This window comes from Alkalihalophilus marmarensis DSM 21297, from assembly GCF_000474275.2.
GTDB classification, from domain to species: domain Bacteria; phylum Bacillota; class Bacilli; order Bacillales; family Bacillaceae_D; genus Alkalihalophilus; species Alkalihalophilus marmarensis.
Map to the genome: position 1 here is coordinate 1 of NZ_ATAE01000009.1, position 21285 is coordinate 21285.

At 39.5% G+C, this 21285-nt stretch carries 23 protein-coding genes and 2 pseudogenes; 7 read left to right on the plus strand and 18 right to left on the minus strand.

Going from position 1 to position 21285, the window contains the following annotated elements; all coding sequences use genetic code 11:
* Positions 1-66 precede the first annotated feature (66 nt).
* On the minus strand, positions 67-441 hold the full coding sequence (locus A33I_RS05215; RefSeq protein WP_022627415.1) for a YihY/virulence factor BrkB family protein: 375 nt from the start codon (positions 439-441) through the stop codon (positions 67-69).
* 125 nt (positions 442-566) lie between these two features.
* Positions 567-1391 carry an STAS domain-containing protein gene (locus A33I_RS05220; protein WP_022627416.1) on the minus strand — a complete coding sequence of 275 codons (825 nt, stop codon included), beginning with the start codon at positions 1389-1391 and terminating at the stop codon, positions 567-569.
* 166 nt (positions 1392-1557) lie between these two features.
* Between A33I_RS05220 and A33I_RS05225 the strand changes: the two genes are divergently transcribed.
* Positions 1558-1929, plus strand: coding sequence for a hypothetical protein (locus A33I_RS05225; protein ID WP_022627417.1), 372 nt, complete (start codon positions 1558-1560; stop codon positions 1927-1929).
* A 41-nt stretch (positions 1930-1970) separates the two neighbouring features.
* Here A33I_RS05225 and A33I_RS05230 read toward each other — a convergent pair whose 3' ends face one another.
* A complete protein-coding gene (locus A33I_RS05230) occupies positions 1971-4109 on the minus strand; it encodes a heavy metal translocating P-type ATPase (protein WP_022627418.1) in 2139 nt (712 codons plus the stop codon).
* A complete protein-coding gene (locus A33I_RS05235) occupies positions 4102-4470 on the minus strand; it encodes an ArsR/SmtB family transcription factor (RefSeq protein ID WP_022627419.1) in 369 nt (122 codons plus the stop codon). Before A33I_RS05235 ends, A33I_RS05230 begins: the two co-directional genes overlap by 8 nt.
* 202 nt (positions 4471-4672) lie before the next feature.
* Between A33I_RS05235 and A33I_RS05240 the strand changes: the two genes are divergently transcribed.
* From A33I_RS05240 to A33I_RS05250, 3 genes are read left to right on the plus strand one after another with little or no spacing between them, the layout of a single operon-like run.
* The gene (locus tag A33I_RS05240) at positions 4673-5053 is read left to right on the plus strand and encodes a GntR family transcriptional regulator (RefSeq protein ID WP_022627420.1); all 381 of its coding nucleotides are present in this window, start codon (positions 4673-4675) and stop codon (positions 5051-5053) included.
* Positions 5043-5915 (plus strand): ATP-binding cassette domain-containing protein, encoded by an 873-nt coding sequence (locus A33I_RS05245; protein WP_022627421.1) that lies wholly within the window; start codon positions 5043-5045, stop codon positions 5913-5915. Before A33I_RS05240 ends, A33I_RS05245 begins: the two co-directional genes overlap by 11 nt.
* Position 5916: 1 nt before the next feature.
* Positions 5917-6645 (plus strand): hypothetical protein, encoded by a 729-nt coding sequence (locus tag A33I_RS05250; RefSeq protein WP_022627422.1) that lies wholly within the window; start codon positions 5917-5919, stop codon positions 6643-6645.
* Positions 6646-6683: 38 nt separating this feature from the next.
* Here the strand turns inward: A33I_RS05250 and A33I_RS05255 are convergent, their stop codons facing one another.
* The 8 genes and pseudogenes from A33I_RS05255 to hutU all read right to left on the minus strand — a co-directional run bounded on the left by A33I_RS05255 (position 6684) and on the right by hutU (position 14364).
* Positions 6684-7097 (minus strand): hypothetical protein, encoded by a 414-nt coding sequence (locus A33I_RS05255; protein ID WP_022627423.1) that lies wholly within the window; start codon positions 7095-7097, stop codon positions 6684-6686.
* 78 nt (positions 7098-7175) lie between these two features.
* Positions 7176-7622, minus strand: a complete 447-nt coding sequence (locus A33I_RS05260; RefSeq protein WP_022627424.1) for a hypothetical protein — start codon at positions 7620-7622, stop codon at positions 7176-7178.
* An 11-nt stretch (positions 7623-7633) separates the two neighbouring features.
* The gene (locus A33I_RS05265) at positions 7634-9019 is read right to left on the minus strand and encodes a PepSY-associated TM helix domain-containing protein (protein ID WP_022627425.1); all 1386 of its coding nucleotides are present in this window, start codon (positions 9017-9019) and stop codon (positions 7634-7636) included.
* Positions 9020-9160: 141 nt separating this feature from the next.
* Positions 9161-10056 (minus strand): annotated as a pseudogene (locus A33I_RS05270) (cation diffusion facilitator family transporter).
* Between the two features lie 198 nt (positions 10057-10254).
* Positions 10255-10401: pseudogene (locus A33I_RS21245) on the minus strand (YjiH family protein); the annotation flags it as partial.
* A gap of 12 nt (positions 10402-10413) precedes the next feature.
* Positions 10414-11409 (minus strand): agmatinase family protein, encoded by a 996-nt coding sequence (locus tag A33I_RS05275; RefSeq protein ID WP_022627426.1) that lies wholly within the window; start codon positions 11407-11409, stop codon positions 10414-10416.
* Positions 11406-12680: an imidazolonepropionase gene (hutI, locus tag A33I_RS05280; RefSeq protein ID WP_022627427.1), complete on the minus strand. Its 1275-nt coding sequence runs from the start codon at positions 12678-12680 to the stop codon at positions 11406-11408. Before hutI ends, A33I_RS05275 begins: the two co-directional genes overlap by 4 nt.
* Positions 12681-12693: 13 nt before the next feature.
* On the minus strand, positions 12694-14364 hold the full coding sequence (hutU, locus tag A33I_RS05285) for a urocanate hydratase (protein ID WP_022627428.1): 1671 nt from the start codon (positions 14362-14364) through the stop codon (positions 12694-12696).
* 391 nt (positions 14365-14755) lie between these two features.
* Here hutU and A33I_RS05290 point away from each other — a divergent pair, with 391 nt between their 5' ends.
* Entirely contained in the window at positions 14756-15184 is a 429-nt protein-coding gene (locus A33I_RS05290) for a hypothetical protein (protein WP_022627429.1), read from the plus strand.
* A 63-nt stretch (positions 15185-15247) separates the two neighbouring features.
* On the opposite strand, the gene A33I_RS05295 is transcribed toward A33I_RS05290, so the two are convergent.
* The 4 genes from A33I_RS05295 to A33I_RS05310 form a co-directional block, all read right to left on the minus strand.
* Entirely contained in the window at positions 15248-15520 is a 273-nt protein-coding gene (locus tag A33I_RS05295) for a hypothetical protein (RefSeq protein WP_022627430.1), read from the minus strand.
* 7 nt (positions 15521-15527) lie between these two features.
* Positions 15528-15752, minus strand: a complete 225-nt coding sequence (locus A33I_RS05300) for a hypothetical protein (protein ID WP_152976437.1) — start codon at positions 15750-15752, stop codon at positions 15528-15530.
* A 62-nt stretch (positions 15753-15814) separates the two neighbouring features.
* Positions 15815-16270 (minus strand): GNAT family N-acetyltransferase, encoded by a 456-nt coding sequence (locus tag A33I_RS05305; RefSeq protein WP_022627432.1) that lies wholly within the window; start codon positions 16268-16270, stop codon positions 15815-15817.
* A gap of 25 nt (positions 16271-16295) precedes the next feature.
* Positions 16296-17519: an MFS transporter gene (locus A33I_RS05310; RefSeq protein WP_022627433.1), complete on the minus strand. Its 1224-nt coding sequence runs from the start codon at positions 17517-17519 to the stop codon at positions 16296-16298.
* A 284-nt stretch (positions 17520-17803) separates the two neighbouring features.
* On the opposite strand from A33I_RS05310, the gene A33I_RS05315 reads away from it, so the two are divergent.
* Positions 17804-19723 carry a bifunctional metallophosphatase/5'-nucleotidase gene (locus A33I_RS05315; protein ID WP_022627434.1) on the plus strand — a complete coding sequence of 640 codons (1920 nt, stop codon included), beginning with the start codon at positions 17804-17806 and terminating at the stop codon, positions 19721-19723.
* Positions 19724-19774: 51 nt separating this feature from the next.
* On the opposite strand, the gene A33I_RS20775 is transcribed toward A33I_RS05315, so the two are convergent.
* Positions 19775-19951 (minus strand): hypothetical protein, encoded by a 177-nt coding sequence (locus tag A33I_RS20775; protein WP_022627435.1) that lies wholly within the window; start codon positions 19949-19951, stop codon positions 19775-19777.
* Positions 19952-20180: 229 nt separating this feature from the next.
* On the opposite strand from A33I_RS20775, the gene A33I_RS05320 reads away from it, so the two are divergent.
* The gene (locus tag A33I_RS05320; RefSeq protein ID WP_022627436.1) at positions 20181-20855 is read left to right on the plus strand and encodes a GerAB/ArcD/ProY family transporter; all 675 of its coding nucleotides are present in this window, start codon (positions 20181-20183) and stop codon (positions 20853-20855) included.
* Between the two features lie 129 nt (positions 20856-20984).
* Here the strand turns inward: A33I_RS05320 and A33I_RS05325 are convergent, their stop codons facing one another.
* A complete protein-coding gene (locus A33I_RS05325; RefSeq protein WP_022627437.1) occupies positions 20985-21272 on the minus strand; it encodes a putative quinol monooxygenase in 288 nt (95 codons plus the stop codon).
* Positions 21273-21285: the final 13 nt, after the last annotated feature.

Sequence of the window (21285 nt, forward strand, 5' to 3'; positions counted from 1 at the left end):
GGCTACCGTTATAATAAAACCATATAACAAATGGTCAACCAGAAATATTTTCTTATCTGGCTGACCTTATAATACGAAAGAGCGGGTTTCTTTTACGTTGTATGCCTCGTTTTGAGCTTGAATAAATGCATTCATTCCGTTTGAAGCAGACCAAATGGTTCCGATTATCCCTACTGTAAGAAGCCCTCCTCTCTGTTCTGTAAGGATGCTGAGGATTTGTTCTTCAAATACAAGAAACGTATCATCAGGCATAATGCTAGAGATCACGTCCATTGCTTGGTCAGGATCAAAGTTTAAATAAGGGATGATAGAGAAGATAAGGATAAGCATTGGTATGAAAGATAAAATATAATAATAGGCTTGTGCGGCTGCGAGCAGTGGTACATTATCATTGGAAAACTCCGTACCCAATGCTTTGCCATATGAGATGATCTTTTTCATAAAGTCCTCCTAGAAAGGTTGTTTCTCTTTACTTTCCCTCTTTTATCCTTCATAACCCTAAAGTTTAATTTGTGCACAAATACAAATAAGAGATGGATGTCAGTAATGACAACCATCTCTTACAATTAATTTATTAATCTAGCTAGGGCTTGGGATAAGGACGAAAAAGATTTCACTTCATTAAATCGGATGCCTAGCTGGACCGCTGTTTGCGCGATTTCTGGTCGCATTCCAGATAAGCTTGTCTCTGTACCGATCAATTCTAGACCACTAATGACATGGAAAATTTGATTGGCAACCATTGTATCGATAATCGGCACACCAGATAAATCAATAACAAGATGTTCCACTTGTAAGTCATTACATTGCTTCAATGTTTTATCGAATATGATTTTAGCCCGGTATGTATCAATATCTCCGACTAATGGCAGAATGGCAATTTGGTCTTTAATAAGAATAACAGGTGAGCTAAGCTCTGTAATCATTTCCTGCTGTGATTGCAATAGTCGTTCCTGCTCTTGTAAATGACGTTTACTGAACTCTTGAATAAGCGCTTTAAAGGCTTTTCGAACAACTTGATGCCATTCATTCACTTCTTCGTGAGAAGGGTTTTTATCTAGATACTCTACGTAATCTTGAATTAAATCATGGTATAGAAATTTCACATTAAAAAATTCGCCAATAATTTGGTCTAATGGAGTATTGAGATGAGATTGATCTTTTGCAATTTCATCTAACCATTCATTAAACCTTGCGTGTGTATCCGTGGCATTTTCATTATATAATTCACAAAAATTAACGTGAAATTGATGATTTTGTTCCTTTAACTGGTTAATTTCTTTTTCACTTTTCGAACCATACACACCTTCAAGTGATTTATCTAGGTTCGCATACCATTGTTCTGTCAGATCCCAAGTTCTTTCTTTAAAAAATTCATACATGCTTAGCATTCCTATTACCCCTTTTTTTATCATTAATTCTATTTTGCTATGTAGATTTAAAATAAGCAAGCTTTTATGTATTACCTGTTTATTAACATTTGTAAACACAAAAACTAATTATGTTAATATATAGTAGTATAAACCAATATCCGGGATTAGTAGAAGAGGAGAAAAAATGATAAGAACAATAGGTATAGTGTTTAGTATAATACCAGCCGCTTTTTTGTTTCATTTTTATGAGTACGGGCAACACCTTACGCAAGAGGATGCGGACTTTTTGTTTATAGGGTCCTTATTGTATGTCGTTACAGCAGGTATTCTCTCAACTAAATTAGAGGTTAAGTTCTTATTGGCTGCTAATCTAGTTCATTTTGTTCTAGCGATTGTTCTAGCGATGTTCTTCTTACCAACTGAAACGAGCTGGTTTAATCCTGTTGGCAGAGATCTAGCCATCGCATTTACTGCCTTATTCTTTATAGCGGGAATATGGGTCGTGCGATATTTAAGTTTGAGCATTCATTCTACGAAAAAGAAAAACAACGCTTAAGCACATGCATAAGCGTTGTTCGGTCTGTTTACTCATCTTGTTTATTCATCATCATTCTTTTTCATTAACCGTAAGCTGTTCAGTGTAACTAACAGCGTCGCTCCCATATCAGCAAATATAGCCATCCATAACGTCAACCAGCCTGGGACGATTAAGAGTAGAGCAAATGCTTTTATAGCAAGGGAAAAGGTAATGTTCTGCTTAATAATTTTGAGTGCTTTGCGGCTTAATTGAATCGTATAAGGAAGTTTGCTAAGGTCGTCTGACATAAGAGCGATATCTGCAGTTTCAAGCGCAGTATCTGTTCCTGCACCGCCCATCGCCACTCCGACAGTAGATGCAGCAAGCGCCGGTGCATCATTTACCCCGTCACCAACCATTGCAACACGCTGGTGCTTATCGTTAAGCCCTTTTATATAGGTTAACTTATCTTCTGGCAGGAGATCTGCTTCAATGTTCTTAACACCTACCTGATGGCCGATTGCCTCAGCTGTTCTTCTATTATCTCCCGTCAGCATCACTGTATCGATACCTATTTGATTAAGCTTTTGAATGACCTCTTTAGATGATTCTCTTACTTCGTCTGCCACAGCTATTAAGGAAAGAATCTCATTTTCTGTCCCTCCGACCATCACTGTTTTACCTTCGTTTTGCAGCTGGATAATGAGGTCGTGTATAGTTGATTCGATTTCTTTATGAAGATCCTGAAATAAGGCAGGGCTTCCTACGTAATACTGTACACCATCTACTTGAGCTTTAAGTCCTTTACCTGTAAGGGATTGGAATTCTTCAACCTGCACCGAATGAAAGTCTAACCCGGAATCCTCTGCTTTACGCATAATAGCTGAAGCAAGCGGGTGCTGGGAGCCTTTTTCAATTGCTGCAGTGATCTTTAAAGTCTCTAATTCTTCACCTTTTAAAGTAATAAAGTCTGTGACAGTTGGGACCCCTTTTGTTAATGTCCCGGTTTTATCAAAAGCAATCGCACGTAATGCGCCAGCTTCTTCTAGATAAACGCCGCCTTTAATTAATACGCCGTTACGAGCAGCATTTCCGATTGCTGTAACGACTGCAATCGGCGTTGAAACAACAAGTGCACAAGGGCATCCGACAACAAGTGTCGCAAGGCCAAGGTAAATCCACTCGCTCCACTCCCCGCCAAGCAATGTCGGCGGAATGACAACGATAAGTGCCGCGAGCAGGATAATAGCTGGTGTATAGTATTTGGCAAATTTGTCGACAAATGCTTGAGATGGAGCCTTTTCTGCTTGAGCTTCTTCAACTAAATGAATAATCTTAGCAATCGTTGTGTCTTCTACCCGCTTCGTTACTTTAACTTCAAGCAGACCTTCTTCGTTCAATGTCCCGGCAAATACTTCATCATCCACCGATCGCGTCACAGGTACACTTTCTCCAGTAATGGCTGCTTGGTTAATGGTAGACATGCCTTTAATAACAACCCCGTCCATCGCAAGCTTTTGACCAGGCTTCACAATCATAATGTCACCAATCTCGATTTCATCTACATTGACCAACATTTCTTTGCCTGCGCGGCGAATGAGCGCTTCATTAGGCGCAATGTCCATGAGTGAGGCAATCGATTGGCGTGCTTTGTCCATCGAATACCGCTCAAGTGCTTCACTAATCGCGAATAAAATGACAACGACAGCGCCTTCAATCCACTCACCAATAAATGCTGCACCAATAATGGCAATCGTCATTAAGGTGCTCATATCAAATTTCAATCGAATTAAGTTGTTCAACCCTTTTATGAATAATGTATATCCGCCAATTAAGATAGAGAGGATAATCAACATCAAAGGTAGAGTACTTCCTTCTCCCACCTTATAATCTGCAAGAAAACTCATTAGTAATAATGCAATGGCAATATATACTTTCATCGTTGTTTTCTGCTTCCAAAACGGAATGCGAGGTGCAGCTTTTTCGTGTTCATCTCTAAGATGGAGGTTTTCAAATGCTCCTGCTTTCTCAAGTTCTTTCTTACTAACTGTTCCTATCACCGTAATCTTTGACGCACCAAAATTCACTTGTGCATCAGAAACTCCATCCAAATGCTTCACGTTTTCTTCAAATGTTTTGGCACAGCCTGCACAAGAAAATCCCTGAACACGATAGGTTTTACTTTCTTCCTCTATCAGTCTAGCACGTGCCTCAGTCATGTGCCTTCCCTTCCTTCTTATGTTCTAGTGCAATCAATAATAATTGTTTAATATGATGATCATCTAGTGAGTAAAAAGCAAGCTTCCCTTCTTTACGGTACTTTACAATACCTTGCTTATGCAGAGTCCGCAGGTGATGGGAGGCTGTTGCTACGGAGGAGCCAATAATATTGGCTATATCACATACACATAATTCCTCTTCTTCACAAAGCGAGTATGTGATCTTTGCCCGGTTTTCATCAGCTATCGCTTTGAATAGCTGTGCAACCCCGCCTAGTTCTTCCCGCTCTATTACCCCTTTTAGACGTGTTACCTTTTCTGCATCAAAGCTATAAATTTCGCATGAATCGTTGCTGCTCATATATGCCCTCCTAATCAATCAAATGTTCGTTTGAATATAGTATAGCAGGTGTGGGCTTAATTAATCAAATGAATATTTGAATGAAATGGTATTTTATAACTTTAGTTGACATATACACCTCTATGCAATTATAGTTATATACATAACTATATAACCATATAACACTGAGCGTTTGTTGAGTTAAATTAAGGTGGTGTGGCTTTTGAGTCAATTTAATGAAAAGAAACCAATCTTCTTGCAAATCAAAGAAAAAATTGAGGATCAAATTTTTAAAGATCAATTAAAAGAACATGACCAAATCCCTTCTACTACGCAGATGGTTCAATTTTACAAGGTGAACCACATTACGATTTCTAAAGGAATCAACCTGCTCGTTGATGAGGAAATTATCTATAAAAAACGAGGTGTTGGAATGTTTGTAGCGGAAGGCGCTAAAGAAAAACTTGTTCAAAAACGAAGAGATGTATTTATTGAAAACTTTGCTCAACCGATGGTCGAAGAAGCTGATAAGCTGGGGCTGACTGAGTATGAGCTAGCTGAAATTATAAAAAAATTAAAGGGGCGTGATACGAATGGCATTTAAACTAGAGATAAATAATGTGTCTCTAAGGTATAAGCAGTTTGAGGCATTGAAGGATATTTCCTTTATGATTGGAAAAGAAGGAATATATGGTTTAGTTGGCCGCAATGGTGCTGGTAAAACCACTCTTCTCTCCCTCATCGCCTCTTTTGTAGAGCCTTCATCAGGGACAATAAAAATAGATGGTGAGAACCCGTTTGAAAATGCCCGGATCATGTCAGAGGTGAATTTTATTTTTGAAGCGGATTATAAAGAAGAACATGATTCACCTTTGGATTACTTTGAATTCCAGGAACGATATCGTCCTAACTTTGACATGCCTTATGCGAAAGAACTTGCCGCAAAATTTAAGCTGCCGCTCGATAAATCAATCTATAAACTTTCAGACGGAAAACAATCGGCTTTAAATGTCATCCTTGGGCTTGCAAGCAGATCGAGAATAACGATCTTTGATGAAGCATATCGAGGAATGGATGCGCCAACTCGTGAACTGTTCTATAAGGAACTGTTAAATGATCAAGAGCGTCATCCGAGAGTGATGATCCTCTCTACTCATTTAGTTTCTGAGATGGAATATTTATTTGATCATGTTCTAATTATTGATGATGGGAAACTATTGATCAATGAACCATATGACGAGGTAGTAAGCCGCGGGGTTACCTTTACTGGCGAGGATGCAATGGTTGATGTGCTAACTCGGGAGCTAAACCGTATTCACAGTGAACAGCTTGGTCGAACTAAAGCAGTGATGGTCTACGGTGAAGTAAGTGAAAGTCTTTTATTAGAAGCTGAACAATCAGGTGTTGAAATAAGCACGGTTACTCTTCAAAACTTATTTATCCATTTAACAGGTGAGGAGGATTAAAATGGGGACTGATAATAATTCTAGGTACAAAAAAGTGACAATCGATTTCTATTTAATGCAACTGAAGTGGGTGGCTTGGTTTATCCCGTGTGTGTTAGCAGCCTATTTACTCCTTGGCCGCTTTATAAGAGACAGCGTAGACTTAGATCTTGTGTTTCATGCGTTTATGTATCAACCATCTAAAGTCTTTATGCTTATTTGCGGAATTATGGCCTGCTTTGTTTTCTTTAACTTTTATGTAAGAAATGGCGTAACAAGAAAGGATGTGTTTTTAGGTACATCAATAGCTGCAGCACTTTTGGCTGTAAGTATTATGATTATCTCCGTTTTATTATCAGCGATTTTAATGCTTATAGGCTCTTTTACACCTTTTTCACCAGGAATGGGGCAATTAGAATTTTTAGGTGCTGAGCAGAACCTGTTAACTTTTACTCTCTCCACTAGCTTGATCATCTTCTCTTATTATATTGGAGGGTGGGTAATCTCTGTTGGCTTTTATCGCTATGGCTGGCTTATTGGGATGGCGTTTATTGCTATTGGAGTCGTACTATTTGCACTGACTGATTCATTTTGGGAAGCAGAGATTGCTCATTCAATCGCAGACTCAATCAATATCACCTTTCCGCAATTATCTTTTATTACTTCAATTGTTGGTACGATTGTAGTGATTGCAGCTAGCCTTTATCTCGTTCGCCAATTGACAAAAAGTGTAAGGATTAAATTACAGTAAAAAGACAGCCTGAATTTTTCAGGCTGTCTTACTCTTTATTAGAAAATAATGAATACACACAATAGAAAAGCAATTCCAGAGAGCGGGGTCATAATAATCCGCTCTTTTTTACTTTTTGAAACTAGGTTTGCAAGAGTGTTCAATCCAAGGAACACCGTAAACACCCAAACTAATGCATTTGTTGGCAAACTAAAAATAGTGTTAGTGAGCACACCAGCATGTACTAGAAAGACATACCCCATAAATAAAAGAATAAGAGCATTAAACGCACTGACAATTCTAAGCGGGGGAGGCAGGACTTTATGAAAACCTCCCATAGCTGCTTCTCCTAAAGGGAAGCCTAAAGAAAGTAGAACTTGGAAAATAGCTATAACTGTAAAAATAATGGTGACGAGCATGGCTGCAATAATGGTTAGGTCGATTGTGGTCGCCTCCTTAATTAGAAGATACATATTTCATATTACACCCAGTTCTACTGTTTTTCTATTATTTTCCAATGCTTTTTACTAATAGTGAGCTAATAAAATGATTTAATGATGTGAATGATCAGTTGAGAGATCACTATTATCGTCAGTCATATTCTTTAAATCCTCTTTTGCAGCTTCGCCCACTGCAAGGGCTGTCTTTACTATCCGTTGTTGTCCGCTTGCAGTTAGATTTACTTGGAGGATGTATACCCCCTCCTTATCAAATTGATGATAGAAAATCCCGTGTTTAATCTGGTCCCTACCTTTAGAAATAAAGGTTCTTTGAGCTTCATCATCCCTCCAGATTTTTATTTCAAGCTTCTCAATCAGGATCTCCTCTCCTGCTTTGACTGCTTGAATCTGAAATGGAATCTCTTCCTCTTTTTCTAACGCATCAGGAACTAAGAGATCTACATTAATTGGCTGATCTATATCTGATGAAATAGTATTTGCCTTGCACCCTGTAATAACGATTAAACATAAAAGCAAAATTATCAAATGTTGTTTCATGATTATCCTCCCTATGCGTACCATGAGTGCAATCTCTTTATTTTTGATAATAGAAAACGATCCAGTAGATAGACAACAATGATAGATAATCCTACTAAAGGCATTAAGATTCCTAGAGTTAACATGATGAAAAAGACAATTTTGCTTGTTCTTTTATTAGAAGGTTTTGGTGGTGCCCCCGCACTGTGCTGTGGTTTTCGTTTTCTCCACATAATAAACGAACTGATTATGATCAAAACTAATCCTACACAAGTTATTAATCCTAGCAGTTGATTTGCCAGGCCGAACAGTCTTCCTTCATGAAGAGCAATACCTAATGTGATAACTTTAGCTAGTATGCCATAGTCCTGATATCTAACGTCCGTTAGCACTCTTCCATCATATTGATCAATATGCAGCGTGGCATTATCTCCAGGTTTTGAATGCGAAGTAGCAATTGTAAAAACACCTGTTTCCCCTTGTGGCATCGAGATGGTATAAGGTACATGAACTCCGTTGGTATGAGCAATTTCATTAATCTCATCTACCGTTAGGGGGAGGTATCCAGCAGCTGCTCTTGATTCAGGTACAGGTACGTTCTCTTGAGCCCAAGGAATGTCATCAGCAACGTCCCCCGCTTTTACCACAGATTCAGGTTTTTCCATAAAACTTAAGGCAAATGGAGGGTATCCTGTGTTGGTAGAAGTGGCTAGACGGTTAATTTGATCTCCCATTACTCCTGACCATGGTAGTCCTGTAAGAATTAAAACTAAAATAAATAAAGAAAGCCAAAAAGCAGGCACTGCGTGCATGTCTCGCCAAAAAAGTCTTCCTCTTTTACGGAAACGAGGTAAAATCGTGCCCCAAATGGAAGCTTTATTCCTTGGCCACCATAAGAAAAGGCCGGTAATTAATAATACAATGGCCCAGCAAGCTGCCAGTTCTACTAATCTGTTGGCAACCGTTCCGCCAATTAATAACTCGCTATGAATCTTTTTGAAAACTTCCATGAATTTTTCACTATTTACCAACGATCCTTGTATCGTCCCATCATACGGATTTATGTATGCCGTTTTTGATACGCCGTCTTGAATAAAGTTCACTTCGTTTGTTCGATCCGCGGAATCGTTAAAACGGAGAGATAGAACAGTACTACCGTCAAAAGTCTCTTCCACCGAACCTATCTGTAACGATGGATTGACGACTTCTTCTTTCAGTTGTTTAACATAATATAAATCGCTGTACATTAACGATTCAAGCTGAGGCTTAAATAAATAAACGCCACCGCTTATGGCGAGTATGAGTAAAAAGGGGGCAAAAATAACTCCTGCATAAAAATGCCACCTCCAAACCGCTTGGTAAAATGATTTTTTCTGCTTAGTGTGTGTTTTAGACTGCTTGGTATCTGACTTTGTCATCTTCCCTCTCCTTATATAATATTGACCGGTCTAGAGTAAAGATAGCAAGCAGATGTGAGATAATAATGAAATGTACATAGATTTTATAAAAAAGATTCCAAGCACTCAGCTTGGAACCTTAAAATAATTTGTCATATTATATTAATCATCTTTTCTATAAGGATTAATATGAATCATCACTTTCTTTACATTTTGATGGGTGCTTAAAAGGTTAGATTTCACTTTTTTTGAAATCAAATGTCCGTCTTCTACACTTATATGAGGTTCAACACTTACTTTTAGATCAATGACCACGTAATGACCGTGGTTTCTTGCTAGCAGCTCGTCTACTCGTTTGACGCCTTTGACACTTAAGATCGTTTCTATAAATGGCTTTGTTTTCTCTTTGTCTAATACTTGTTCCATCATAATCAAGCTTGATTCTTTTCCTATCGTGAATCCTACTTTAACGACAAGTAAAGAGACGAAAATGCCAGCTAACGGATCTAAATAAAGGAGTGCCGGGTTATTGCTGTATGTACCAATAATTGATCCAAGCACCCCGATAAATGCAGCAATAGATGATAAGGCGTCTGAGCGGTGATGCCATGCTTCTGCTAATAACACAGGACTGTCGATCTTTTTAGCAAGTCTATATTTATATTGGAACATCACTTCTTTTACACCGATCGAAAATAGAATGACAATCAGTGCGATCCAGCCAGGTGAACTTGGGGCTTCTCCTAAAAATCCTTTTGCTGAGGAAAAAGCAATTTCTACCCCTACGATGATTAATAAAATGGCGACAACAATGGTTGCGATGTTCTCAGCCTTCCCATGACCGTATGGATGGTCTTCATCTGGAGGCTTCTGTGCTTGCGAAGACCGAACAAAGCTGCAAATGATCCTGCAATATCTGATGCTGAATGTGCTGCATCTGCAATCAATGCACGACTACCTGACATCCAGCCAGCAACTCCTTTTATAATAGCTAATAGCGCATTTACAATAATACCAATCCAAGTAGCTGTTTCTGCTTGTTTAAAATTGCTACTCATACAACCACCTCTATAACTCTTTCTCTCTCATTTAAACATGCTAGTATATCCTACCAAACGACCTTCATGTGGGTCTATAGCAATCTTTTTGTTAAAGAGAACACTTATTATAGAAAGCTAAAAGTTCTAAACTTGTCCAAAAAAGTTGCCTCAAGACAAAACCTCCTAGAGCATCTCGCTCCAGGAGGCAAATATTACTTATAAAAATAAATAAGCAATCGGCGCAGCAATTAGAATTGATAGAATGGTTCGCTGTACCCAAATGATCAACAGCTTAGGAATGCTGATTGGAATGTCAGTTGATAGAATACAAGGAATTAAAGCTGAGAAAAAGAGAATAGATGAAAAGTGCAGCAGCTACTGCTCTTTTCGTTGCATAAAACCAGTTAAAAAGGAAAGCATCACATGGACCCCTGTCTTGACGGTTGCTTGTGCCACATCTTTTGTCGGGTCAAGGCAGACGATGTCCATCGCACATACTTTTTGTGAAGCACCGGCTATTTGAACGGCTTCTAGTAATTCGTGTACATACATTCCGCCTGGGGTCGCAGCAGGGGCACCTGGTCCTGCGCTAATATCTAATACATCCATATCAACCGTGAAATAGATTTTATCGACCTTCGCTTCAAGCTTGCTGAGGGCTTCACCGATTACTTGTTCCATCCCCTTCTTACGTGCTTGCTTCATCGTCACATAATTCACACCGGCTTCATCAGCATACGTTTTGAGCGAACGTGCGTTAAAGAAGCCGTGCAAACCAATATTGTAAACATCCTCACCTCGAATCACTTGATTCTCAAGCAGGTTACGTATCGGGGTGCCGTTAGAAGGACCGTTATCTGTAAGATCTCGTAAGTCAAAATGAGTATCGAGCTGCAGGATGCCCACTCGCTCATTTGGGTGAATATCTTTATAGCCTTTGATGAGCTGTGCCGTAATCGAGTGATCGCCTCCGATCATGATGGGAAGAGCATTTGGATGATTTGTCTGTATGGCTTTCATCGCTTCACGGATATTTTTATGGCAGATTGAAATGTCTGTCACATGCTCTCTCACATCACCCAAATCAGCGACTCTAAGTTCTGATAAATCGAGATCTTCATCTAAGTTATACGTAGTAAATGACTTCCACGCTCTTCTAAAAGCTTCAGGATTCTCACTTGCACTTGATGCAGAAATAGAGGAGCGTGAAAGCGGAACTCCTAATATGACAGCATCATAAGCTCCCCATTCTTCTTGATGATGTGCATCAATGGGCTCAATCCACTGATGCACTTTAGGTTCTTGTACGTTTTCTCCTCTAGTCCAGCTGAATGGCGGCGGATTTAAGAGAGGGTATGGATAGCTGCTCATACCAGCCTTCCCCCATTTACTACGACCTTGCCGCCTTTAATAACAGTTTCGGTATGGTTGACGCCGTAATGGTATTGAAGCTGCATGTAATTCGGAACATCAAGGATCACAACGTCTGCTTTTTTCCCGACTTCAATACTTCCAACTTCATGACCGCGGTTAATCGCATGAGCCGCATTAATCGTTGTTGCTGTAATGACTTCTGCCGGTGTCATCCCCATTTTCAAGCATCCGAGATTCATAATGAGCGGCAAGGAAACCGTTGGCGATGACCCTGGGTTACAATCTGTAGAGAGTGCAACAGGAACGCCGGTATCAATCATTTTGCGTCCATTAGCTGACTCGGCCATTAAAAAGAAGGCTGTACCAGGCAGGAGAACACCGATGACTCCTTTATCAGCCATCATTTTCATCCCTTCATCAGATGCTTTTAAAAGGTGATCGGCAGACACTGCCCCGACTTCTGCTGCTGTTTCCGCCCCGCCGTAAGGTTCAATTTCATCCGCATGAATCTTAGGCTTCAGTCCATGCTTCAGACCAGCTTCTAAAATGCGTTTTGATTGATCAGGTGTAAACACCCCATGTTCACAAAACACATCATTAAATTCAGCTAGCCCTGCTTCAGCGACTTTTGGGATCATTTCATTAATCACGATATCGACAAATTGATCTGGATTTTCTTTATAATCAATAGGGACCGCATGAGCTCCCATAAAGGTAGAAACGATATCAATACAATGAGAGTTATTTAGTTTTTTGGCTACTTCAAGCTGCTTCATTTCATGTTCAAGTGATAACCCGTAGCCGCTCTTTGCTTCGACTGTAGTCACACCATGCATTAAAAATTTATCCAAACGTCGTTTGCTTTCTGTAAAAAGCTGCTCATGATCTGCTTCTCTTGTGGCGCGCGTAGTAGCATGAATGCCGCCCCCTGCATTCATAATCTCCATATAAGAGGACCCTTCTAGGCGCATGTTAAATTCATTTTCACGGCTGCCAGCAAAAACAAGATGAGTGTGCGGGTCTACAAAACCTGGAGCGACCACTTTTCCGCGTGCATCGATTACTTCAGCTTCATCCAAACGATTTTGATAGTCTGCTAGGATCTCTTCGTCTGTTCCTACCGCTTGAATGTTACCGTCCTCAAGCCACATACTTCCGCCTTTTATGATATGAAGCTCTTCCATTCTTTCTTTTGTAAGAGGCGCATCTGAGCCTCCTTTTATCGTAATCACTTCATTTGCATTTCTTATAAATATAGCTTTACTCATGTTATCTCTCCTCTTAGTTCTCGTCTTTTAGCATTGGCATATTGATACCCTTCTCACGTGCTGTTTTCTTCGCAAGGTCATATCCCGCATCCGCATGACGAACGACACCCATTCCAGGATCTGTTGTCAGAACGCGTTCAATGCGAGCTTCAGCTTCCTTCGTACCATCTGCTACGATAACGACGCCCGCATGCAGAGAATACCCCATTCCTACTCCGCCTCCGTGATGAACAGAAACCCATGTTGCACCGCCGACTGCATTAACCATCGCATTTAAAATAGGCCAGTCAGAGACTACATCTGACCCATCCTTCATTCCCTCTGTTTCACGGTTAGGTGATGCAACCGAACCTGAATCAAGGTGGTCACGCCCAATAACGATTGGTGCTTTTAACTCGCCGCTTGCGACCATGTCGTTTAAAATCTTTCCGAATCGTGCACGCTCTCCGTACCCTAGCCAGCAAATACGAGAAGGCAGCCCTTGGAATTGAATTTTGTCCTGCGCCATGCGGATCCAGTTACAAAGATGTTCATTATCACTGAACTCACGAAGAATCGCTTGATCAGTTTTGTAAATATCTTCAGGGTCACCGGATAACGCTACCCAGCGGAACGGCCCTTTCCCTTCACAGAACTGTGGTCGGATATACGCCGGTACGAAGCCTGGGAAATCAAACGCATTTTCTACCCCTTCATCTTTAGCTACCTGACGGATGTTATTACCATAATCAAACGTCACTGCCCCGCGTTTCATCATCTCAAGCATCGCTCGAACATGCTGAGCCATTGACGCTTTTGAACGCTTTACGTATTCTTTCTCATCCGTTGTACGTAGTTCTGCCGCTTCTTCTAATGACATCTGAGATGGAATATAGCCATTTAATGGATCATGAGCAGAGGTTTGGTCGGTTAGCACATCTGGAATAAACCCTCTGTTAATCATTTCAGGAAGCAGATCGGCTGCATTTCCTAACAATCCTATTGATAGTGCCTTGCCTTTAAGTTTGGCTTTCTCCGCCAGTTTGATTGCTTCATCTAAAGTAGTCGCTTTCACATCCGTGTAACGAGTCTCAATACGGCGATCAATTCGTTTTTCGTCAACTTCGATGGCAATACAAACGCCACCGTTCATTGTTACAGCTAACGGTTGAGCCCCACCCATGCCGCCAAGGCCGGCAGTTAGTGTAATCGTTCCTTGAAGAGTGTTATTAAATGTCTGCTTAGCAAGTTCGGCAAACGTTTCATACGTTCCTTGAACAATTCCTTGCGAGCCGATGTAGATCCAGCTCCCCGCTGTCATTTGCCCGTACATCATTAAGCCTTTCTTATCTAAGTCGTGGAAGGTCTCCCAGTTTGCATACGCTGGTACGATGTTTGAATTAGCAAGCAATACACGCGGGGCATCCGTATGTGTTTTAAATACAACAACCGGCTTACCCGACTGCACAAGCAAGGTCTCGTCAGCCTCTAATTTCTTCAAGCTGTCAACGATCGCATCAAAGCTCTCCCAGTTACGAGCGGCCTTTCCGATCCCGCCATACACGACAAGATCTTCCGGTCGTTCCGCTACATCCGCATCTAAGTTGTTCATTAACATGCGCAATACCGCTTCTTGCTGCCAGCCTTTTGTGTTGAGCTTTGATCCCGTATAACGTTTTACTTTACCGTTTGTAACCGTATTCATTTTTACCTACCCCCTAGTTGTATTAATTCAATTGTATACAGATTATTCTTGAAATTATTTATAGATTCATGCTGATTTTATGATTTGTTGCATAAGTTTTTGGTCATATTGTCATGTTTATGGATAGTTGACCATTATTAAGCTTCAACCGTATATAAATAGCCTATTCTGTGATAAAGCTTAACTAAATTTGATTAAACACAAAATTATAAAGTAAGTAAAAAGTTTACGTTGTTATCTATAAATAAGAGATAAAGAATGTGTGGAAGAGTATCTACAAATACATAAAAATACCTTAGTTTCCTAATTAAGGTTGTGTGACTGGAAGATTATGTTGTTTAATATGGCAGCGACAAAACTGGTAAAATAAAAAATAAAGGGGTTCTTAGCAATGGTCTCACTAAAAGATGTATTTTATGATGAAAGTAAAACAGAATTTAAAATGGAACTTATGAAGAAAGAAAATATTGGAGACAGCAACTATAAAGTGGATTTTATGCTTTCCTTTTCTTTCGGCTATGCGGTTGTAAGCAGAACGATTAGCTGGACACAAGGAGATATTGCTACGTTAAAAGAACAAATTAGCAATCTCAATTTGCAGCCAGGTTCGGGTTATATTACACCGCAAGAACCAGAGCTTACTATGTTTTATGTAATTGATGAACATAATAAAGAAGAAATAACTCTTTACATAACATTAGACGGCGGACAAATGAACAGTCAGATGGGAACAGAAACCGGGGCGTCTATTAAAATAGTGACAACACATCACGCGTTAAAGTCGTGGGTTAATCAATTAGGAAAGGTTTTTGAAGTATAAATTTTAAAAAGGCGCTTCCATTTGAGGAAGCGTCTTTTACTTCCATTTTACTCAAGTAATCTATTATTCGTGAGGTTTCAACCTATCCATAAATTGAACCGCGGTAATAACAGCAGAACCTAAGGCAAATAGTACACCGCCAATAATGATAATGGCGGTTGTATAGCTTTTCGTAACCGTTTCAAAAAGATGAGTATCGGCCATTCCGCCTTGTGAGTTTAACCAAGAATGAGATAGTCCGAGACCAATGTTAACACTGAATAATAATATAATTAAACCTGACGCGCCAACTATAGCACCGAATGTCATAAGACTCTTAAATGTTTCTTTATCCATGCGATCCTCACTTCTCCTTATAAGGACTATCCTGCTTTCGTTCAAGCTCGTTCACTCGCTGCTGCAGCTGTTTCATATCTTCATTTACTTTAGCCCTGCGCTTTGAATAGGAAGAGTTTATACGTATGAACAGCAAAACTAATATAATCAAAGCAATGTAAAATAAATTCGAAAAGAAGAAATCCAGCATTTGTTCACCTCTCATTGGCATCAACGCAATATTGTATACCATTATTAGTGACTGCTCTTCCATATGTACAATACCAATTTATTCCACCTCGCTTCAGCACTTTTTTACAACAAGTCTTGCGATAATCGGACCATATCCCTGCACTGAATCCCATTTTCATAAATTTCTTCCTCGTAATGTCTGATGAAAAAGTCCACATCTATTCCTATCATTCGAAACCCGCATTTTTGATAAAGTGCGATCTGGCCAATACTTGAATTACCTGTTCCTACTTCAATTGCTTTAAATCCCTGCTTTTTAGCTGAATCTACAGCAAACTCTACTAATCTCCTGCCAATCCCCCGGCCTTGCATGTCTTTACATACAGCTACATTCACTAGTTCAACAGTGTCAGGCCTTGTAGGCAATAATACCAACACACCAATTATTTCACCGGACTCCTCAGCAATAAAACATTCCCCTCGCTCAATGTAGTCCGCTATTAATTTTTCAGAGGGGTCTGCCAACAACAGCAGGTCCATAGGTGGGTTCTCATTCGCATTTAACAATCTAATTTTCATATCTTCCGTACTCCTTTTTTAATTTTTACGCAGATTTCATACCTCTCAACAACTCTCTTTTTTCTTTTACAAGATTCAATTTCGAAAACAGAATAGAATATAAGATAGTGAAGGCAATGTATGCTACTCCTACAATTAAACTCAACTCTCTAGGGGGAAAAACTTCTAAAAGGAATCCGGCGGACGCCATTGATAAGCCGAGTGCCGTATTAGATATAGCTTGCATAAAGCCAAATATGGTCCCTTGCTTTCGGCGTGGAATCACTTTCATCATCACCGTATCGATACAAATATTACTTAAGCCGCCTACAAATGTGATGAATATGATTACGCATATAGCTGTGGAAAAAGATGGAACTATACTTAATAATAAATGTCCAAGGCCTTCAAAGGCAATAAAAAGAACAGTTAGTGCCAATAAGGAGCGTTTTAATAATTTAGAGCACATGGAGCTGAAAATAAACCCTAACCCGAGAGCAGCATACAAAATCCCTACTCCTAACTCCCCCATTTCAAATACTTCAAGGGCATATACACTGACAAGGACATTGTCGATACCGTTTGCGAGTGGCATCGTGACAGCGATAAAAAAGAACGTGAGAAGGGCAGCTGATGACCATAATTTCCTTCTTGATATAATCAAAGGCGCATTTCCTTTTTCATTAGGGGTAACAAAAGGGAGGTTAACTTTCGCTATGAGCAAAGCTGACAACAAAAACGTTATACCATTAATAATAAACGATGTAGAAAGTCCGAAATAATAAGCGATGACCCCGCCTGATGCTGCCCCTATTACCAAAACAATTCCAACCATTGCTTGCTCTAAGGAGTTAATATCGATGAGTCGATCTTGCTTAACTAAGGCAGGGATGGCAGACATTCTAGTAGGCACATACACTGCTTCTAAGCATGCAAGAAAAAAGGTAATCACATAGATAAGCCATATGTCAGAAGGGTCTTGAACCAGCAGGAAGGACATGATCACTGGAATTCGAATGAGATCTACGGTAAATAACAAGTTCTTTTTGGAAAAACGATCTGCGAGCATCCCTCCAATCGGTGCAAGGATAAGAAAAGGAATCATTCGAATGGCAAGAACAAAACCGATGGCCATTCCTGAACCTGTCAATTGATATAGAAGCCCAAATATGGCGATCTGGCTTATTCTGCTGCCTATCCCATTAATTATCCCCGCCCAAAACAGAAATTGATAATTAGTTTCTTTTCTCCACGATTTAAATAATGACAATGTCTCCCCTCCTTTCAATCGAAAAAAAGTGGTGTTGTTTTTAGAACCTAAATGATTAGATGGTTATCTAATTAGATTATAATCGAATGAGCTTTATTAAACAATGAATCTTTAACTTAATATTTGCGATTACCCTAATATGTACACTATGACATTCTTTGTTACTAGAAATAATCCGTGACTTAAAGTCTATTTCTTACCATTTTAAAATCAATAAATCTTTTGAATTCTTTTCTCCCTTATACTAATAAGTGTTTACACATTACTAGATAAGGAGTGATTAAATGAAGAATCGTAAGAGTATACTTATTTCTCTGCTAGCTGTATTGCTAGCATTCTCCGGCTTTTTGCCGAGTATGGCTGATGCCAAATCTTCGAATGAGCCAGTGTCAAAAGGCGATTTTGTAGAGGAATTAGTAACGAATCTCGGGATTGATTTACAAGATGGAGAGGTTCCTTTTACAGATGTTAATGATGAATTAAAACCTTATTTCGAGGCGGCAATCCGCACGAATATTGTATCTGAGGATGAGGTAAGCGAATCGCCATTTAGTGTCAATGAAAAAGTAACTCGTGAACAGGCGTATGTATTCTTAATTCGCGCACTTAATTTACGAGATTCGTATTCTCAAGAGTTACTTGAGTCTTATAGAGACTTCAAGGCAATCGACTCTTCTTATTACGCGGATCTTGCAGCTGCAGAGGCATTAGGTCTTATTGATGCAACGAATGTATTAAAGCCGAAAAAGCCTTTAAATCAAAAGGAAATGAAAAGCATCTTTGACAGCTTAGAAAATGAGCTTGATTTTGTGAGCGTGATTCATACGAATGATTTGCATGGCAGAATCATGCATAACGTGGAAAATGGTGAATTAGGATTAGCAAAAATCAGCGAGTTGACAAACCAAGTTCGAAGCCAGAACCCTACTCTTCTAGTTGATTTAGGAGATACTTTCCACGGCACAAACTACGTTAACTTTAACAAAGGCTTAGCGGCTGTGGAAGCGATGAATGCCATGAGCTATGATGCGATGGTTCCGGGAAATCACGACTTTAACTACGGACAAGATTACCTTCTTGAATTGAAAGATAAACTAGACTTCCCCCTAGTAAGTGCCAATATTCTAAAGGATGGTAACTCTTATCTAGATGGTTATACAATTATTGAGATAGATGGAAAGAAAATTGCTCTTGTTGGCTTAACGGCTACAGACACAGCGGAGAAAACAAATCCTGCAGGTATTGAAGGCATTACGTTTGAGGATGAAGTTGCGGCAGCAAAAGAAGCTGTCGCCGAACTTGAAGGTCAGGTAGACTCCATTCTTGCTATTTCTCATTCAGGCCTAGATACAGAGCGTAATATCGCAAATGAAGTCGACGGTATTGATGTGATATTTGGCGGTCATAGTCACGATACGATTGAAACGCCAGTTAAATACGAGCATGGTTATGTGACTCAAGCATTTGAATACGGCAAAGCACTAGGCCATACAAACCTTATTTTCTATGACGATCAGTTAGTTGGTGTGAATGGATTCTTGTATAGAGATGATGCTGAGAAAGCAGAAGATCCAGAGATCTCTTCCATTCTTCAATCTTATAAAGAAGAAGTGGATCGTGAAATGAATGAGGTTATTGCATCAACCACTGTTCGTTTAGACGGGGAACGAGCGAATGTTCGAACAAGAGAGACGAACCTTGGCAACCTTCTTACAGATGCAATGCGCAATGAAATCGAAACAGATATCGCCGTAACTAATGGCGGCGGGATCCGTGCGTCCATTCCAGCAGGTGAAGTGACTAGGAATCATGTGTTTACTACCCTTCCATTCGATAACACTCTTGTAAGAACAACGCTAACAGGTGAAGAAATAATAGCTGCCTTAGAGCATTCTGTACGAGTCTATCCAGAGGAAAATGGTGGATTTCTGCATGTGTCAGGATTAACATTTACATTTAATCCAATCCAGCCTGCAGGAAACCGTGTTGATGAAGTATTTGTAAATGGTGAAGAACTTAATGTAAGTGAGTCGTATTCGGTTGCGACTAATAACTTTACAGCAGCAGGCGGAGACGGATTTGATATGTTCAGCGTAGAGAACATTGAATTTGACAGCGGAGAATTACTAAGTACGATCTTAATTAATGCGCTTCAGTCAGGTCAGGACATTCCAGACGTTGAAGGCAGAATTCAAGTAAAGTAAAATGTGAGACGCAAAACGCACAGAAGTTTTCCGCTTCTGTGCGTTATTTTCTTACCCTGATTTATCAACTTTCTTCTCTATTCGATCAAGCTGCTTTTTGATATCTTCTAGTTCTGAATCCGACTTTTGGTGCTTGATAGAACCTATCCACTTTACGATTAAAACGATGAGAATGATAAGTAAAATAGGGATGAGTAAGGCCATTAGAATATCTACTAATTGGGTCACACTTCCCCCTCCTTTGTATGTAATCTGGGGTAGATCTTGAACTTTTTCTCTTTTTTCTTACGCTCATATGTAAATTCAACCATTTGCCTTCCCTTCTTTTTCTCAGTTTATCTCTCATTATAACTTAACTGAAGTAACCCCTTTTTTAAATATCTTTCAAATCTTATAAGCATAATTTAACAAAATCAATCAAAACCTACCATAAACGGATGTAGTAGGTGGTTAGGTTATGACCTTTTCTCGGGTGCAGCTTCTTTTTGTACTTATCTTATTTATCGGGATTTCAAACCATGTGTTAATTGTTCCTCACTTGCTTGGCGCTGCTAAACGTGATGCTTGGGTTTGTGTGCTCATTTCCTATGTGATATTGCTTGCATGGGGTGGGCTTATTACTTATATTCTCTCTAAAAATAAACAACGGCTGCCCCTTTTCCTCTGGCTAAAAGAACGGACCGGGCGACACATCCCTTATGTCCTTATAACCCTTTTTTTCTTGTATATCGTGGTAATAGGATTCATCTCATTCTTTGATTTAACTGCCTCAGTCAAAATCTATTTTATGCCTATGACCCCGACCTGGGTGGTTGTAATCCCTTTTCTTGTATTAAGCGTATGGGCAGCGTTAAAGGGCTTGAAAATGATTGTTTACACTTCAATAATATTGCTGCCGCTTGTATGGATACTTGGACATTTTGTTGCATTTACCACGATAGAGAGCAAAAGATATTCCTTTTTGTTCCCGATTTTTGCAGATGAGCAAGCTTCTATTATTCAAGGTGTACTCATTATTTTGGGCGGAAGTGTCGATTTACTTGTTCTCTTTTTATTGCATCATTATTTCAACAAACCTGTGACCGTAACCACAATAAATTATGGAAACAGTCGGGAAAGAAGCTGGTATTAGACGATAAGACTCTAACAAATGTAGACCTAAAAATTAAATTACGACATACGGGAGCATTTAAAAATAAAATTGTGGAAGAGGCTGATTAGATAAAAAAAGACCCTGCCAGCTAAACAGGGGCTCCTTCCACTATACTTTTCGTAAGCGATACACATGTCTCATTTCAACTAACTCATCGACGTGCTCTTTATAGGCTTTATAATGTTCGGATACGATATGAGCTTGGATAGCCTTATCACTTTCCCATACCTCATAAAATGTAAATGTACCTGGATCATCGAGGGATTGATGTAGGTCATATGTGATACATCCCTCTTCTTTACGTGAAGGGGCAACCATTTGCTGTAATACTTTATTTAAATTATCTTTCATTCCTGGCTTAGAAGTTAAGACAGCCATAATAACAATAGAATCCAAATTTATCAACTCC

Excerpts from the sequence above, each read along its gene's own strand:
- A33I_RS05215 (WP_022627415.1), bottom strand. The coding sequence starts at position 441 with ATGAAAAAGATCATCTCATATGGCAAAGCATTGGGTACGGAGTTTTCC.
- A33I_RS05220 (WP_022627416.1), bottom strand. The coding sequence starts at position 1,391 with ATGCTAAGCATGTATGAATTTTTTAAAGAAAGAACTTGGGATCTGACA.
- A33I_RS05225 (WP_022627417.1), top strand. The coding sequence starts at position 1,558 with ATGATAAGAACAATAGGTATAGTGTTTAGTATAATACCAGCCGCTTTT.
- A33I_RS05230 (WP_022627418.1), bottom strand. The coding sequence starts at position 4,109 with ATGACTGAGGCACGTGCTAGACTGATAGAGGAAGAAAGTAAAACCTAT.
- A33I_RS05235 (WP_022627419.1), bottom strand. The coding sequence starts at position 4,470 with ATGAGCAGCAACGATTCATGCGAAATTTATAGCTTTGATGCAGAAAAG.
- A33I_RS05245 (WP_022627421.1), top strand. The coding sequence starts at position 5,043 with ATGGCATTTAAACTAGAGATAAATAATGTGTCTCTAAGGTATAAGCAG.
- A33I_RS05250 (WP_022627422.1), top strand. The coding sequence starts at position 5,917 with ATGGGGACTGATAATAATTCTAGGTACAAAAAAGTGACAATCGATTTC.
- A33I_RS05255 (WP_022627423.1), bottom strand. The coding sequence starts at position 7,097 with ATGTATCTTCTAATTAAGGAGGCGACCACAATCGACCTAACCATTATT.
- A33I_RS05260 (WP_022627424.1), bottom strand. The coding sequence starts at position 7,622 with ATGAAACAACATTTGATAATTTTGCTTTTATGTTTAATCGTTATTACA.
- A33I_RS05265 (WP_022627425.1), bottom strand. The coding sequence starts at position 9,019 with ATGACAAAGTCAGATACCAAGCAGTCTAAAACACACACTAAGCAGAAA.
- A33I_RS05275 (WP_022627426.1), bottom strand. The coding sequence starts at position 11,409 with ATGAGCAGCTATCCATACCCTCTCTTAAATCCGCCGCCATTCAGCTGG.
- hutI (WP_022627427.1), bottom strand. The coding sequence starts at position 12,680 with ATGAGTAAAGCTATATTTATAAGAAATGCAAATGAAGTGATTACGATA.
- hutU (WP_022627428.1), bottom strand. The coding sequence starts at position 14,364 with ATGAATACGGTTACAAACGGTAAAGTAAAACGTTATACGGGATCAAAG.
- A33I_RS05290 (WP_022627429.1), top strand. The coding sequence starts at position 14,756 with ATGGTCTCACTAAAAGATGTATTTTATGATGAAAGTAAAACAGAATTT.
- A33I_RS05295 (WP_022627430.1), bottom strand. The coding sequence starts at position 15,520 with ATGGATAAAGAAACATTTAAGAGTCTTATGACATTCGGTGCTATAGTT.
- A33I_RS05300 (WP_152976437.1), bottom strand. The coding sequence starts at position 15,752 with ATGGTATACAATATTGCGTTGATGCCAATGAGAGGTGAACAAATGCTG.
- A33I_RS05305 (WP_022627432.1), bottom strand. The coding sequence starts at position 16,270 with ATGAAAATTAGATTGTTAAATGCGAATGAGAACCCACCTATGGACCTG.
- A33I_RS05315 (WP_022627434.1), top strand. The coding sequence starts at position 17,804 with ATGAAGAATCGTAAGAGTATACTTATTTCTCTGCTAGCTGTATTGCTA.
- A33I_RS05320 (WP_022627436.1), top strand. The coding sequence starts at position 20,181 with ATGACCTTTTCTCGGGTGCAGCTTCTTTTTGTACTTATCTTATTTATC.